At 67.6% G+C, this 15,131-nt stretch carries 16 protein-coding genes; 4 read left to right on the plus strand and 12 right to left on the minus strand.

The genetic code is table 11. The features are described 5' to 3' along the window. Positions 1 to 4 precede the first annotated feature (4 nt). From ABIC78_RS09025 to ABIC78_RS09035, 3 genes are read left to right on the plus strand one after another with little or no spacing between them, the layout of a single operon-like run. Positions 5 to 1,846 (plus strand): acetyl/propionyl/methylcrotonyl-CoA carboxylase subunit alpha, encoded by a 1,842-nt coding sequence (locus ABIC78_RS09025; protein WP_354489101.1) that lies wholly within the window; start codon positions 5 to 7, stop codon positions 1,844 to 1,846. 3 nt (positions 1,847 to 1,849) lie between these two features. Next, a complete protein-coding gene (locus tag ABIC78_RS09030) occupies positions 1,850 to 2,302 on the plus strand; it encodes a MaoC family dehydratase (RefSeq protein ID WP_022678325.1) in 453 nt (150 codons plus the stop codon). Next, positions 2,299 to 3,147, plus strand: a complete 849-nt coding sequence (locus ABIC78_RS09035; protein ID WP_354489103.1) for an HpcH/HpaI aldolase/citrate lyase family protein — start codon at positions 2,299 to 2,301, stop codon at positions 3,145 to 3,147. Before ABIC78_RS09030 ends, ABIC78_RS09035 begins: the two co-directional genes overlap by 4 nt. 21 nt (positions 3,148 to 3,168) lie before the next feature. Here ABIC78_RS09035 and ABIC78_RS09040 read toward each other — a convergent pair whose 3' ends face one another. The 7 genes from ABIC78_RS09040 to ABIC78_RS09070 form a co-directional block, all read right to left on the minus strand. Next, a complete protein-coding gene (locus tag ABIC78_RS09040; protein WP_169048358.1) occupies positions 3,169 to 3,924 on the minus strand; it encodes a helix-turn-helix domain-containing protein in 756 nt (251 codons plus the stop codon). 103 nt (positions 3,925 to 4,027) lie between these two features. Next, complete coding sequence (locus ABIC78_RS09045) at positions 4,028 to 5,005, minus strand: NAD(P)H-dependent flavin oxidoreductase (protein ID WP_354489105.1); 978 nt, start codon at positions 5,003 to 5,005, stop codon at positions 4,028 to 4,030. Between the two features lie 87 nt (positions 5,006 to 5,092). Beyond that, positions 5,093 to 5,875: an enoyl-CoA hydratase/isomerase family protein gene (locus ABIC78_RS09050; protein WP_354489107.1), complete on the minus strand. Its 783-nt coding sequence runs from the start codon at positions 5,873 to 5,875 to the stop codon at positions 5,093 to 5,095. Next, a complete protein-coding gene (locus ABIC78_RS09055) occupies positions 5,872 to 6,969 on the minus strand; it encodes a phosphotransferase family protein (protein WP_169048361.1) in 1,098 nt (365 codons plus the stop codon). Before ABIC78_RS09055 ends, ABIC78_RS09050 begins: the two co-directional genes overlap by 4 nt. Then, entirely contained in the window at positions 6,959 to 8,152 is a 1,194-nt protein-coding gene (locus ABIC78_RS09060; RefSeq protein ID WP_171793081.1) for an acyl-CoA dehydrogenase family protein, read from the minus strand. Before ABIC78_RS09060 ends, ABIC78_RS09055 begins: the two co-directional genes overlap by 11 nt. A 37-nt stretch (positions 8,153 to 8,189) precedes the next feature. Beyond that, on the minus strand, positions 8,190 to 8,957 hold the full coding sequence (locus ABIC78_RS09065) for an SDR family NAD(P)-dependent oxidoreductase (RefSeq protein ID WP_168352308.1): 768 nt from the start codon (positions 8,955 to 8,957) through the stop codon (positions 8,190 to 8,192). A gap of 99 nt (positions 8,958 to 9,056) precedes the next feature. Beyond that, positions 9,057 to 10,190, minus strand: a complete 1,134-nt coding sequence (locus ABIC78_RS09070; protein WP_354489110.1) for an acyl-CoA dehydrogenase family protein — start codon at positions 10,188 to 10,190, stop codon at positions 9,057 to 9,059. Positions 10,191 to 10,282: 92 nt separating this feature from the next. Here ABIC78_RS09070 and ABIC78_RS09075 point away from each other — a divergent pair, with 92 nt between their 5' ends. Beyond that, entirely contained in the window at positions 10,283 to 10,900 is a 618-nt protein-coding gene (locus ABIC78_RS09075) for a TetR/AcrR family transcriptional regulator (protein WP_062784117.1), read from the plus strand. On the opposite strand, the gene ABIC78_RS09080 is transcribed toward ABIC78_RS09075, so the two are convergent. From ABIC78_RS09080 to chlG, 5 genes are read right to left on the minus strand one after another with little or no spacing between them, the layout of a single operon-like run. Next, complete coding sequence (locus ABIC78_RS09080; protein ID WP_062784119.1) at positions 10,897 to 11,163, minus strand: hypothetical protein; 267 nt, start codon at positions 11,161 to 11,163, stop codon at positions 10,897 to 10,899. The genes ABIC78_RS09075 and ABIC78_RS09080 overlap by 4 nt on opposite strands. 10 nt (positions 11,164 to 11,173) lie before the next feature. Next, the gene (locus ABIC78_RS09085; protein WP_084390818.1) at positions 11,174 to 11,653 is read right to left on the minus strand and encodes a TspO/MBR family protein; all 480 of its coding nucleotides are present in this window, start codon (positions 11,651 to 11,653) and stop codon (positions 11,174 to 11,176) included. Continuing rightward, positions 11,650 to 12,879: a geranylgeranyl diphosphate reductase gene (locus ABIC78_RS09090; RefSeq protein ID WP_354489113.1), complete on the minus strand. Its 1,230-nt coding sequence runs from the start codon at positions 12,877 to 12,879 to the stop codon at positions 11,650 to 11,652. Before ABIC78_RS09090 ends, ABIC78_RS09085 begins: the two co-directional genes overlap by 4 nt. After that, positions 12,876 to 14,198 (minus strand): BCD family MFS transporter, encoded by a 1,323-nt coding sequence (locus ABIC78_RS09095; protein ID WP_354489115.1) that lies wholly within the window; start codon positions 14,196 to 14,198, stop codon positions 12,876 to 12,878. Before ABIC78_RS09095 ends, ABIC78_RS09090 begins: the two co-directional genes overlap by 4 nt. Continuing rightward, positions 14,195 to 15,097, minus strand: a complete 903-nt coding sequence (gene chlG, locus ABIC78_RS09100) for a chlorophyll synthase ChlG (protein ID WP_171793077.1) — start codon at positions 15,095 to 15,097, stop codon at positions 14,195 to 14,197. The genes ABIC78_RS09095 and chlG overlap by 4 nt, the downstream gene beginning before the upstream one ends. Between the last annotated feature and the right edge of the window lie 34 nt (positions 15,098 to 15,131).

Below are 15,131 nucleotides of genomic sequence, written 5' to 3' on the forward strand. Positions count from 1 at the left end.
GCGCATGATCCAATCCATCCTTGTCGCCAACCGTGGCGAAATCGCCTGCCGGATCATCCACACCGCGCGGGCGATGGGCCTGCGCACCGTGGCCGTCTATTCGCAAGCAGACGCCCAGGCCATGCACGTGGCCCAAGCCGACCAGGCCGTGGCCATCGGCCCGGCGGCGGCGCGCGAATCCTATCTGGTGGGTGAAAAGATCATCGCCGCCGCGCTGGAAACCGGCGCCCAGGCGATCCACCCCGGCTATGGCTTCCTGTCGGAAAACGCTGCCTTTGCGCAAGCCGTGCTCGATGCCGGCCTGGTGTGGGTCGGCCCGCCGCCGTCGGCCATTTCCGCCATGGGCCTCAAGGATGCGGCCAAGGCGCTGATGCAGCAGGCCGGTGTTCCGACGACGCCGGGCTATCTGGGCGAAAACCAGGATGCCGAATTCCTGGCGGCCGAAGCAGCCAAGGTCGGTTATCCGGTCTTGATCAAGGCCGTGGCCGGCGGCGGCGGCAAGGGCATGCGCCTGGTCGAACAGCCGCAGGACTTTGCCGATGCGCTCGCCTCGTGCCAGCGCGAAGCGGCGGCATCGTTCGGCAATGCCCATGTGCTGATCGAGAAATACATCCTCTCGCCGCGCCATATCGAAGTGCAGGTGTTCGGTGACGCGCACGGCAACGTGGTCCACCTGTTCGAACGCGATTGCTCGCTGCAACGCCGCCACCAGAAAGTGATCGAGGAAGCCCCCGCGCCGGGCATGGACGCAGCCACGCGGGCCGCCGTATGCCAGGCGGCGGTGCGCGCGGCGCAAGCCGTGGGTTACCAGGGCGCCGGCACGATCGAATTCATCGCGGATGGTTCGGAGGGCCTGCGCGCCGATCGCATCTGGTTCATGGAGATGAACACCCGGCTCCAGGTGGAACACCCGGTGACCGAGGCGATCACCGGCCAGGATCTGGTCGAATGGCAGATCCGCGTGGCCAGCGGCGAGCCGCTGCCATGCCGCCAGGACGAGCTTTCGATCCAGGGTTGGGCAATGGAAGCGCGGCTCTATGCCGAAGACCCGGCCAAGGGCTTCCTGCCCTCGATCGGCCGGCTCGATCATCTGCACTTCGGCATGGTTGAAGGCGGGCGCATCGATACCGGCGTGGCGCAGGGCGACACGATCAGCCCGTTCTACGATCCGATGGTCGCCAAAGTCATCGCCCATGGCCCCAGCCGCGATGAAGCGCGCCAACGCCTCGCCGCGATGCTCGACGAGACGGCCGTCTGGCCGGTGCGCACCAATGCCGCATTCCTCGCGCGCCTGCTGCACCATCCGCAGTTTGTCGCCGGCAATGTTGATACCGGCCTGATCGGCCGTGACGGCGCCGCTCTGGCAGAGCCGCTTGCTCCCTCGGCAGCGGCCCTTGCCAAGGCCGCTGCGCGGCTCGTTGCGCCCAGCCTGGCACCGGGCCTGCGCCTCAATGCTTCGCCCGTTCGCACCGGGCATTTCCTGCTCGATGGCGCGCCCATTGAAATCGCCTTTGCTGGCGCCGCAACCAATCCGGCGCCGTCCACCCTGGTCTGTGAACACGGACAGGTGTGGCGGCTCGAACCCTGGCACCACAAGCCGACCGACGGCGCCACGGCCGGCGATGGCGCGATCCTGGCGCCCATGCCCGGCCGCGTCATCGCGGTGTCCGTCGCGCAAGGGGAAACCGTCACCAAGGGCCAAAAGCTCTTGACCCTCGAAGCGATGAAGATGGAACACACGCTGGTTGCCCCGTTCGATGGCGTGGTCGACGCGCTCGAAACCCAGGCGGGCGCGCAAGTGCAAGTCGATGCGCTGCTGGCGCGCATCACCCAGCAGGACGATTGAACCATGACCGGGCGCTTTTTCGATGCATGGGCCGTGGGTGACCGGATCGAACACCCGATCCGCCGCACCGTGACCGAGACCGACAACCTCATGTTTTCGTGCATGACGCACAACCCGCAGCCGCTGCACCTCGACGCCGAGGCCGCGCGCGCCAGCGAGTTCGGCCAGATCCTGGTCAACGGCACGTTCACGTTCGCGCTGATGGTCGGGCTGTCGGTGGGCGAAACCACGCTCGGCACGCTGGTGGCCAACCTCGGCTATGACGCGGTGACGATGCCCAAGCCGGTGTTCATCGGCGACACGCTCCACGCCACCAGCGAGGTGCTGGAAACGCGCCCCTCCCGCTCGCGTCCGGGCGCCGGCATCGTCACGTTCGCGCATGAACTGATCAACCAGCGCGGCGAGGTCGTGTGCCGCTGCAAGCGCAGTGCGCTGATCGCGGGAACGCCCGCATGAAACTGCGCTCCCTGCTGTTCGTGCCGGCCGACCGGCCCGAACGCTTTGGCAAGGCAGCGGCGAGCGGCGCCGATGCGGTGATCCTCGACCTGGAAGACTCGGTCGCGCTCGCCGCCAAGGATGGGGCACGCGCCGCCGTGGCCGCCTATCTGGCCGATGGGCAGCGCCCATGCCCGGTCTTTGTGCGGATCAATCCGGTGGACAGTGGAATGGCCGCTACCGATCTGGCGGCGGCGCTGCCCGGCCGACCCGATGGGATCATGCTGCCCAAGGCCGAAGGCGCGGAAACCGTCGGCACGCTTCTGGCCATGATGGGCGCGCAGGCCGTGCCGATCCTGCCGATTGCCACCGAAACGCCGGCCGCCGTGTTCGAACTGGGCAGCTATGGCGATGTGCGCGCGGCGCTGTGCGGGCTGACCTGGGGCGCGGAAGACCTGCCCGCCGCGATCGGCGCTGCCACCGCGCGCGAAGACGATGGCCGCTATACCGCGCCCTACGAACTGGTGCGCAGCCTGACTCTGTTCGGCGCGCACAAGGCCGGCGTGGCCGCGATCGAAACGGTCTATCCCGCGCTAGCAGACCTCGACGGCCTCGCGCGCTATGCCGCGCGGGCCCGCCGCGATGGCTTTACCGGGATGATGGCGCTGCACCCCGCGCAAGTGCCGGTGATCAATCAGGCCTTCACCCCCACCCCGGCCGAGATCGACCACGCCCGCCGCGTCGTCGCGCTGTTTGCTGCCGATCCCGCGCTGGGCGTGGTGCAACTCGATGGCCGGATGATCGATCGCCCCCACCTCAAGCAGGCAGAGGCGATCCTGGCGCTGGCAGCGCGCAGCCAGCGGTAACGAAACCCTGGCGTGCCAGGTTCAGCCGACCGTCACGCCTGCCACCTGCCACGCGCCATCGACGTGTTCCAGCGTGACCGTCTCCACCACCTCGCCCTTCTTGGCAAAGTGGCTGCGGAATTTCACCACTTCATAGCCGTTGGGGGGTGCGGGCAGGTTCTGTTCGCTGAGCAATTGGCGCGATTGCACCATGCCCAGGTCGGCATGGACCTTTTCCGAAACGTTCGCCCAGACCTGCTGCGTGTTGGCCTTGCGGAAACGCATCGTGGTCATGCGATAGGTCTGGGCCCAGTCGTGCTGGTCGGCAAGCTCGAGGAAACGGCGTGCCGTGGCGATAATCGCGGGATCGCTGGTTTCGACCGTGGCGGCGGGTTGCGGATCTGACGATGCATTCATCAGCGGCAGCGCCACAAGCGCGGCCAGTCCCATCAGCAATGACATGGCGATACTTCCTGTCTTGATCCAGCCGCGACGAGCCATTCGTTCGGCCAGACCAGGCTGTTCCATATCGCCGGGGTGCGGGGCTTCCCCCAATTCGCTGTCCCCTGAATTTTTGGGGGGCTCTCCCTCGGCATCGAAAAGCAGCCGCGCCGCTTCCCGGCTGCTCGACACCGCAAGCTTGCGCCGTGCATCACGCAGGCGTTCGTTGATCGTGTGCACCGAAAGATCGAGGCGGCAGGCGATCGATTTGGCATCGTGCCCGCGCACCATCAGACGCAACACCTGCCTTTCCTTTTCGGTCAGCGAGTCAACGGCGTGGGTGATCGGCGTGGTCATGGCCGGGCCACGACTATGGCACGCGATCCGCGCCAACCACCCCTAAATTCTTGTACTGCCGTTCCCGCGTGCAACCATTGGCGATCCGGGCGCGCGGCAAGGATCAGGCGAGGAACCCACCCAGTCGCCCACGGATGACGTCCTCGGCCTCGGCCACCATGCGGCTCAGCAGCTGCGCGCAAGTTGGGATATCGTGAATCAGACCCTGCACTTGCCCGGCCCAGACCAGTCCGGCCTCGACATTGCCGGTTTCCAGCGCCTCGCGCCCCTTGGCGCCTGACACCAGCGGGCGGATATCCTCGAAAACCGCCTCGGGCCGGGCCGAGATTTCGACCACGCGATCAGACACCGGCGTTGCCGCGACGCGCCCGGTGTTGTGAAACCGGCGGAAGATCAGGCGTGTATCGCGCTCGCTGTTGGCCACCAGCAACTGCTTGATCGCGTCATGGATCGGCGCTTCCACCGTGGCGCAGAACCGCGTGCCCATGTTCACCCCTTCGGCGCCCAGCGCCAGCGCGGCAGCCAGCCCGCGCCCGTCGCCAATGCCGCCGCTGGCCAGCATCGGAATGCTGATCTGGTCGGCCGCAGCAGGGATCAGGATCAGGCCCGGGATATCATCCTCACCGGGGTGGCCCGCGCATTCAAAGCCATCGATGCTGATCACGTCCACGCCCATCTTCTGCGCAGAAACGGCATGGCGCACGGCGGTGCACTTGTGCAGCACGGTCACGCCGTGGCTTTTGAAATCCTCGATATGCTCGCGTGGGTTGTGCCCGGCGGTTTCCACGATCTTGACCCCGCTATCGATGATCGCGCGGCGATACTCCGCATAGGGCGGCGGGCTGACCGAGGGCAGGATCGTCAGGTTCACGCCAAACGGCTTGTCGGTCATGGTGCGGCAGCGGTCGATCTCGCGCCGCAGATCATCGGGCGTCGGCTGGGTCAGCGCGGTCAGGATGCCCAGCCCCCCGGCGTTGGATACCGCGCTCGCCAGTTCGGCGCGGCCCACCCACATCATTCCCCCCTGCACAATGGGGTGGGCAATGCCCAAAATCTGCGTAATCCGGGTCTTGATCGCCATGATTGCACCTCACATCGGAACGGCACGGCCCAGCGCCGTCCCTAACGGGACGCGCCGTGGCCAGGATTGGGGAACGGGGGCTGGGCTTCAGGTAAAGCGCGGGGGGCGCCGCTCGGCAAAGGCAGCGATGCCTTCGGCCGCTTCGGCCCCCGCGCCAGCATCGGCAATGCGCACCACTTCCAGATCAAGCTGCGTGGCCAGGTCGTTCTGCATGCTGGCCGCGAGCAGGGCGCGCGCGCCGGCAATCGCGCCAACCGGCCCCTGGGCCAGGCGCTCGGCCACCGCCAGGCCTTCGTCAAGCAGCGTCTCTGCCGCCACCACGCGGGTCACCAGGCCGATCTGCGCGGCCTCCTCGGCGCCGATGCGGCGGTTGGTCAGGATGATCTCCTGCGCGCGGCGCAGGCCCACCACGCGCGGCAGGGTCCAGCTCATCCCGCCATCGGGCGTCAGGCCCACCATGCCATAGGCGGCGGTGAAATGCGCAGAGGGCACGGCCAAGGCCACGTCGCCCAGGATCGCCAGGCTCAACCCGGCGCCAGCGGCCGGGCCGTTGACCAGCGTGACCAAGGGCTTGCCCATGCGCGCCAGGGCCAGCACCGAACGATGCACCGAGCCGGCCAGGGCAAATAGGAACGCCGATGGCCCCTCGCTCGCGCGGCCGAACGAACCCACGTCACCGCCGCCGCAAAAGAGCTTGCCCGTCCCGGTCACGACCACGCAGCGCACGCTGGCATCGCCTGCCACGCTCGCCACCACCTGCTCCAGCCGGGTGGCCGTGGGCATGTCGAGCGTGTTGCCCGCCGCCGGGCGATTGAGCGTGAGGATCGCAACCGCGCCGCGGCGCTCCACCAGAACCAGATCGTCGCTCATGCGCAGGCCTCCATCGCTTCGCGCCCCAGCCGGGCCAGGCGCGGAAAGGCTTCCGCGCGCTGCGCCGCCTGGGCATTGGCCGCCGTGCCGCGCAGCACGCGGCCCTTGATGCCATGAAAGATCGCCGCCAGCCGAAAGAACTGGAACGCGACATAGAAATCCCAATTGGCAATGCCCGCGCGCCCGGTGCGCGCGCAATAGCGGGCGATATAGTCCGCCTCGCTCGGCAGGCCCAGCGGCTGCGGATCGGCGCCGCCCAGCCCGGCAACGATATCGCCCGGCATGCGATACATCATCGCGTGATAGGCAAAATCAGCGAGCGGATGGCCCAGCGTCGAAAGCTCCCAGTCGAGCACGGCGAGCACGCGCGGCTGCGTGGGGTGAAAGATCATGTTGTCGCAGCGGAAATCGCCGTGGACCAGGGTGGTCGTGTCATCATCGGGAATGGCCGTGGGCAGCCAGGCGACCAGCGCATCCATATCAGGATCGCGCCCCGCCAGCTCGTCTTCCAGGTATTGCCGGGTCCAGCGGCCGATCTGCCGGGCGAAATAGTTGCCCGGCTTGCCATAATCGCCCAGCCCCACCGCCACATGATCCACCCCGTGCAGGGCGGCGATCACCCGGTTCATCTCGTCGAAATAGGCAGCGCGCTCGTCCTTGGCCACTTCGGCAAAGCTCGCGTCCCAGAACACGCGCCCGTCCACCATGTCCATCACATAGAACGCGCTGCCGATCACGGCATCGTCGTCGCACACGCCAAGGATGCGGGCCACCGGCACGTCGCTGCCCGCCAGGGCCTGCTGTACGCGCGCCTCGCGCAGCACGTCGTGCGCGCCTTTCAGCACGGTGCCCGGGGGCTTGCGCCGCAAGACATAGCGCGCCGCGGGCGTTTCCAGGCGATAGGTGGGGTTGGACTGCCCGCCGTTGAACTGCGCCACGCGCAGCGGCCCGGCAAAGCCCGCGACATGGGCGGAAAGCCACGCCGCCAGCGCCTGTTCGTCCAGCGCGGTGCGCACCGCGCCAACGCCGGCATTGGCCTGGGCAATCTGCGCCGCATCAAGCTGCGCGGGCGGTGCCGATTGCTCAGTGCGCATGGGCCTGCTTCCAATCGCGCTTGATCTTCTTGGCCAGGCTCCACTTGTGCACTTCGGTCGGGCCATCATAGATGCGGAACGCGCGGATTTCGCGGAACACCTGCTCCACGATGGTCTTGTCGGTCACGCCGGTGCCGCCCATCACCTGGACGCAGCGATCGGCCACGCGCATCAGCGCCTCTGACACTGCCACCTTGCTCATGCTGCTTTCGGCCGTGCCCAGGCTGCCGGTATCGAGCACGCTGGCGCACCAGTCGATCATCAATTCCGCCTGCTTCAGGTCGATCAAGTTTTCGGCCAGCATGAAGCCGACGCCCTCGTGATCGATCAGCGGCTTGCCAAAGGCCATGCGGCGGTTGGCATAGTCGCTGGCGATCTCGTTGGCGCGCTGGCAGGCGCCCAGCCAGCGCATGCAGTGCGACAGGCGCGCGGGCGAAAGGCGGATCTGGGCATATTTGAACCCTTCGCCCGCCTGGCCCAGCATCTGGTCGGCCGGCACGCGCAGATTATCGATCGTGACCGTGGCATGGCCACCTGGCATCGAGCTGTCGATCGTATTGGGCACATGATCGATGCGGATCGCCGGATCGGGCAGATCGACCAGGAACATGCAGGCGCCGCCTGCGCTGTCGGCCTCTTCCGATCGCGCCATGACGATGCCCACCTGCGCGCCATCGGCCCCGGTGATGAAGCACTTGGTGCCGTTGATCACCCAATGGTTGCCATCCTTGCGACAGGTGGTGATCATCATCGACGGGTCAGACCCGGCGCCCTGCAGTTCGGCCGGCTCGGTCATGAAAAAGGCCGATCGCGCATGGCCTTCGACCATGGGCTTGAGGAAACGCTCGCGCAGCGCAGCGTCGCCCACTTTGCCCAGGAGGTACATATTGCCTTCATCAGGCGCGGCCGTGTTGCAGGCCAGCGGCCCCAGCGGCGAAAGACCGCTGGCGGCCAGCACCACCGCCGTCTCGCGCTGGGTCAGGTGGCCGCCATCGGGCAGGATATGCGGGGTCAGCACGCCGGCCGCGCGGGCCTTGTCACGCAGTTCGTGCACCAGTGCATCGGTCGGCGCGCCGTGATGGTCGCGGCGCGGATCTTGTTCATAGGGCGCCACCACCTCGCGCACAAAGGTTTCCACCTTGCGCGCCAGGTCTTGCGCCGCTGCCATGCCGATCCCGCTCATCACCTCTCCTTGTGCTTTTGGTCTGGCGTCTGCGCGCTCAGCGCGGGGCCATACGGATCGCGCCGTCGAGGCGGATAACCTCGCCATTGAGCATGGAATTGCTCACGATCGCTTCCACCAGCTTGGCATATTCGGCCGGCTGGCCCAGGCGGCTGGGGAACGGCACCTGCTGGCCCAGCGAATCCTGTGCATCCTGCGGCAGGCTGGCGAGCATCGGCGTCCAGAAGATGCCCGGCGCAATGGTGTTCACGCGAATGCCAAAGCGGGCCAGTTCGCGCGCGATCGGCAGCGCCATGGCAGCCACGCCGCCCTTGCTGGCGGCATAGGCCGGCTGGCCGATCTGGCCATCGAACGCGGCAACGCTGGCCGTGTTGACGATCACCCCGCGCGCGCCATCGGCATCGAGCGGGTCAGCATCAAAGATGCGCGCAGCAAACTTGGACAGCACGTTGAACGTGCCGATCAGGTTGATGTTGATGATCTTGGCAAAATCAGCCAGCGGCAGCGGGCTGCCATCGCGGCTCAAGACTTTGGCCGGCGGGGCGATCCCTGCGCAGTTGACCAGGATGCGCGCCTTGCCGTGCACGGCTTCGGCCTGGGCGATGGCATCGCTCACCGATGCCTCGTCGGTCACGTCCACCGTCTTGAACAGGCCGCCGATCTCGGCCGCCTTGGCCTCTCCGGCCGCCGCGTTGAGATCGAACAGCGCCACCTTGGCACCGCGCGCGCTGAGCATTTCGGCCGTGGCCGCGCCCAGGCCCGATGCGCCGCCGGTAACGATGGCCGCAAGGCCGTTGATATCCATGAACCTGTCTCCCGAACTCTGTCGATTTGCTGTTGTCTTTAGGATGCTTTGCCGCGCGGCCGCACTGGCCGAAACACTAGCGCGCCTATCCCGCCCCAGTCATCCAGCCAGGGCCCGCGCAATCACCATGCGCTGGATATCCGATGTGCCTTCGTAGATCTGGCACACCCGCACATCGCGATAGATCTTGGCCACGCCGTATTCCTCGAGATAGCCATAGCCACCCAGCGTCTGGATCGCGCCGGAAACCACCGCCTCTGCGGTTTCAGAGGCGACCAGCTTGGCCATCGAGGCTTCCTGCAGGCAGGGTGCCCCGGTCTGTTTTACCGCAGCGGCGTGCAGCACCAGCTGGCGCGCCGCCTCCAGCCGCGCGGCCAGGTCGGCCAGGCGGTGGCCCACGGCCTGGTGGGCAATGATCGGCTGGCCAAAGCTTTTGCGATCCCTGGCATAGGCCACAGCGATGGCCAGCGCGGCGTCCGCCATGCCGATGCACTGCGCGGCAATGCCGATCCTCCCGGCCTCCAGGTTGGACAGCGCGATGCGATAGCCCTGCCCCGGCGCGCCCAGCACCATGTCATCGGGCACGAACACATCGTCGAACCGGATCGCGCAGGTATCGGATGCCCACTGCCCCAGCTTGTGCTCCACCTTGTCCACCACATAGCCCGGGCTGTCAGTCGGCACGAGAAAGGCGGTAATGCCCTTCTTGCCGGCGGCCGGGTCGCTGGCAGCAAACACGATCGCCACCTTGCCGATACGGCCATTGGAAATGAACTGCTTGGCGCCGTTGAGCGACCAGCCACCCTCCACCCGCGTGGCCCGCGTGCGCAGCGCCGAAGCATCCGATCCGGCATCGGCCTCGGTCAGGGCAAAGGCGCCCGTGGCGCGTCCGGCCACAAGATCGGGCAGGAAGCGTTCGCGCTGCGCGGCACTGCCATAGGCGAGGATGCCGGCCACGATCAGGCTGTTGTGGATCGAGACGATCGTTGAAAGCGCGCCATCGCCCGCCGCAATCTCGATCAGCGCCAGGGCATAGGACACCGCATCGAGCCCGGCACCGCCTTCGCTTTCCGGCGCGGTCATGCCCATCAGGCCCAGTTGCGCCATCTGCGCGAACAGGTCGGGGGGATAGCCCCCCGCTTCCTCGAACGCGCGGGTGTGCGGGCGCAGCTGCTCCTGGGCAAAGGCGCGGACCATGTCACGCACGGCAGTCTGGGTTTCGTCGAGAATCATGGATACTGACCGGACTATTGTTTACTCACGAGTAGATTGCCTTCTGTTCGGTATCATGTCAACACGTCCTCGCAGCCGATGGAGCCGAAAAGTTGCCGCCAGCCGATTCCCCGTTTCAATCCCCGCAACAGCGCAGCAAGGCGCGCGCCGCCAAGCGCGAGGCCGTGCTGCGCGCGGCGGTGCAGATGTTCAACGAACGTGGCTTTCACCAGACCTCGCTGGATGACGTGGCGGCCAGCCTGGGGATCTCCAAGCCGACGATCTATCACTACCTCGGCAACAAGGATCAGGTGCTGCTCGAATGCGTGACGATCGGCCTGTCGCAACTGCTCGAAGCGGCAGAGCAGGCGCGCCAGACCGACGGCAACGGGGCCCAACGGCTGCGCCTGTTCCTGACGCGCTATGCCCAGGTCAACATGGACGATTTCGGCCGCTGCGTGGTGCGCACCGGGGCCGAGGCGCTGGGCCCTGACAGCCGCGCCCAGTTCCAGGCACTCAAGCGCAAGATCGACAGCGCCATGCGCGAACTGATCGAGGAAGGCGTGGCTGATGGCTCGCTGGCGCCGACCAATACCAAGCTGCTGGGCTTTGCCCTGGCCGGCGCGCTCAACTGGCCGGGCCGCTGGCACGATCCCCAGGGCGAACTGCCCCCGGCGCGCATTGCCGAAGAACTTGTCACCATGCTCGCGCAGGGTTTTCTGCCGCGCTAGGCGCTCGGCCGTTCCGCTTCCCGGCGCCACAGGCGCGGATCAGCCAGGTGGATCGGCAGCGATAGTGCCAGCGGCAGCGCGATCCACGGCCAAGGCGCGCCCACCAGTGCAGCGCGCAGCCCCAACACGATAAGCGCGGCGGGCCCCAGCATGATCATCACCAGGCCCAACCCCCGCCCGCGCGCCAGCAGCCAGGCCGCCTCGATCACCAGCGCCGCCAGCATCACATCGGCAGCATGGCCACTGGCGAAATAGGTGCCCATCTTGCCTGCCCTAGAACGGGCCGTTCAATTGAACGACCTGCCAGTTGAGCATACCCGCGACGCTCACCCACGCTAGGTAAGGCAGCAGCAGCACGGCCGCCAGGCGCGAGATGCGCAGGCAATAAAGGATCAGCACCGCGATCGAGCACCATAGCGCGACCAGCTCGAAAAAGGCCCAGTCCGGCCGCTGGACGCGAAAGAACAGCAGGCTCCACAAGATGTTGAGAAAACCGTTGAGGGCAAAGAGCCCGATCACCGTGTCAGACGTGCGCACATCACGCGCGGCGCGCCAAGCATTGACCCCGGCGGTGGCCGCCAAGGCAAAGATCACTGTCCAGGCGATCGGAAACACCGGGCGCGGCGGGGTGAACGCCGGCTTGTGCAGCGCTTCATACCATGGCCCAAGGTCGGTGATCGTGCCGCCCAGCAGCGCGACCACCAGCGCCGCGACCACGGCGATGCCCACGGGCATGGCCCAGGGCCGGCTCATGGCGCGGGACTTTCGGTGGCGGGCCGGGCCAGGCCGAGCAGGTGTGCGCAATCTTTCAGGAAAATGCGCAAGTGCGCCATGGGTCGCTGCCGCACCAGTCGCTTGTTCATATAGGCCTGCCAGGTCAGCTGTTGCACATCGCGATCGGCGCACATCGCCACAAAGCGCTCGCGGCGCTTGTCGCTGGAATACCAGAAATACTGCATCATCCCGAGAATCCAGAACACACGGCCATGCGCGCGCAGGAACGTGCGCCGCGCCTGGCGCAAGACCGCAGGATTGCCACAGGCGAGGAATTCCAGCGCGGTCTGCGCGGCAATGCGCCCACCGGCCATGGCGTAATAGATGCCCTCGCCCGAAGCCGGCGCCACCACCCCGGCGGCGTCGCCCGCCAAGAGCACATCGCGCCCGTTGTCCCACCGCCGCAGCGGCTTGAGCGGGATCGGCGCGCCTTCGCGGCGGATCGTCTCGCAGCGGGAAAGGCCCATGTCCTGGCGCATCAATGCCACCGACTGGCGCAGCGAAAAGCCCTTGCGCGCCGAGCCCACGCCAATGCTGGCGGTTTCACCATGGGGAAAGACCCAGCCATAGAAATCGGGCGAGACGCGGCCCTGATAGAGCACGTCGCAACGCGTGGCGTCGAAATCCTGCCCACCAGCGACGCCTTGCGCGGTGGCCGGCGCGCGGATCACCTCGTGATAGGCAAAGACGCAAGGGTTGCGTTCCGCTCCCGGCACATGCGCGCGGGCCACGGCAGAGCGGGCGCCGTCGGCCCCGATCACCAGCCGGGCGCGCACCCGTTGCATCGCGCCGCCGCGCGTGGCGCGATAGCGCACGATCGCCCCGCCGTCCGCGTCGCGCTCCAGGCTGTCATAGGTACCGGTACGCCGCACCGCACCGGCCGTGGCGGCACGCGCGCGCAGCCATTCGTCAAATACCTCACGGTCGACCATGCCGACATAGCCGATCTCGCCCACCGGCATGTCCACCGCGCGGCGCGAGGGCGCCACCATGCGCGCGGCGCGCGCCCGCGCCACCAGCAGCGATTGCGGCACCTCGAACTCTTCCAGCAGGCGCGGCGGCACCGCCCCGCCACACGGCTTGATCCGCCCGCCACGATCGAGCAGCAGCACCGATCGCCCGGCGCGCGCCAGATCCCAGGCCGTGGTGGCGCCGCACGGGCCGCCCCCGATGACCACGACATCGAACTGCTCTAACGGGTTCATATCGCCACAGACCTCAGGCTGGCGGCCGGCATGGCCACGCCGCGCGTGCGCATGGCCAAGAGCGCGGAATAGAGGAACAATCCCGCCTCGGCGGCAAAGATCAGGGCAAAGGCCTTGCCCGGCGTGCCAAACGCGCCGCGCGCCACATCGACGCCCAGCGCCCCGATCAGCCCACCCAGGCCAAAGGCAATGGCCTGCGCAGTGCCCCACACCCCCATACGCACGCCTTCACCCTGGCGGCGGCCGGCGCCGGCCAGGCCCATCATCGATCCGATGGCGGACACCGCAAAGGCGCCGTTGCACAGACCCAGGAGGGCAATATTGGCCGCAATCGGCCAGCCCGGGCCAACCCAGGCAGCCATCGCCAGCCCGGCCAGCGCCACGGCCGAACCCAGGCAGCCGACCATGGTCCAGGTGCGCAGCTCGATCGGCAGGCGCCCGCGAAACGCGCTGCCGCCCACGCCGGTTGCGATCATGCCGATCAGCACGCCGCCGTTCTGCAATCCCGACAGGCTGGTCGATTGCCCCGGCGTCATCGCAAAGACCAGGCCGGTGAACGGCTCCAGGATCAGATCCTGCATGCTGTAAGCGAGCATCGATACGAAGATGAACAGCGTGAAGCGCCGCGCTTCATCGTCGGCGAAAATCTCGGCCAGTGCCTCCTTGAGCGAGAGCGGCGGTCCGGCCACTGGCGCCGCGCTGGCGGGCAGCAGCGGACCGCGCCCCTCCAGGCGGAACGTGGCCAAGACCGTGACCAGCAGCGCCGCGCCCACCACGCCTGCGGAAACGGCGGTCAGCCGCTGTTCGGAATAGGGATCGAGCAGCGCCCCGGCCGTACCCGCTGCCACCACGATGCCAAAGACCATCATGATCCAGGTCACGGCAGCGGCCGCCGCGCGCCGTTCGGGCGCCACGCCCGTGGCCAGCAGCGCCAACACCGAGGTGCCCGCCGCGCCCACGCCGGCGCCGATCAGGGTAAAGGCAAAGACCGACAGGGCAATACCCTTGACGCGCGATTCATCGAGCATGGTCACGCCATGCACCGCCAACAGCGCGCCCAGCCCCAGCGTAACCATGCCGGCCAGTATCCACGGCGTGCGCCGCCGGCCAATATCCGATCCATGGCCCCACAGCGGGCGCGACAGTTGCACGCCATAGTGCCAGGCCACCAGCCCAGCCGGAATGCCGGCGGCGAGGCCATATTCCAGCACCATCAGGCGGTTGAGCAACGAGGTTGCCAACATGGTGATCGCCCCGATCGCCGCCTGCACCGCGCCCAGGCGCAGGATGAACCACCAGCCGAACGCGTGCTGTCTCACAGGTATCCTCCCAGGCCGAGCGCGGCGGCCATCATGCCAAAGACATAGAGCGACACGCCGGTGGCGTTGTACCAGGGCGCGCGCGCCGCCGGATCGGCCACCAGCCGCGGCATCAGCGCCAGTTGCGCCGCCAGCAGCGCCGCCACGGCCAGCGCCGGCACGGCCAGATGCCAGCGCCACAGCAGCAGCATGACCACCCCCTGCGGCACGGCCATCACCACGCTGGCCAGCAAGGCCGCGCGGCGTTCTCCCAGGATCACCGGCAAGGAGCGCAGCCCGGTCAGGCGATCACCCACCACAGCCTTGAAATCGTTGAGCGTCATGATGCCATGCGCGCCCAGGCTATAGAGCGCCAGGACCGCCAGCACCCGGCCCGAGGGCAGCGCCCCGGCCATCACGGCGGCCCCGGTAAACCAGCTCAACCCTTCATAGCTGAGCGCCACCACTGCCGGGCCGATCCAGCCGCTCGTCTTGAAGCGCAAGGGCGGGGCGCTGTAGGCCCAGGCGCAAGCCAGGCCCAGCGCCGTGGCCGCGAGCACCCATGGCCCGGTGAGCGCGGCCACCATCAGCGAAACGCCGCTCCAGATGATCGCGATGGCCAGGCCCCAGCGCCCGGCGATGCGGCCCGAGGGGATCGGGCGGTGCGGCTCGTTGATGGCATCGACATGGCGATCGAACCAGTCGTTCACCGCCTGGCTGGTGCCACATACCAGCGGGCCGGCCAGCGCAATGCCCGCGATCAGGAAAGACCAGCGCGAGGCAACCGGCACGCCCGATGACAGCACGCCGCACACCATCGCCCACATCGGCGGAAACCAGGTGATCGGCTTGAGCAGGGTGACAACGTCCCGGAGCGCCGGAAGTGGCGCCATCGCGGGAAAGGCAGCAGAGCGAGCCATGGCCGAAGACTACGCCCATGGCGCGCCATGCGTC

The sequence above is a fragment of the Novosphingobium sp. 1529 genome, from assembly GCF_040544855.1.
GTDB classification, from domain to species: Bacteria; Pseudomonadota; Alphaproteobacteria; order Sphingomonadales; family Sphingomonadaceae; genus Novosphingobium; species Novosphingobium capsulatum.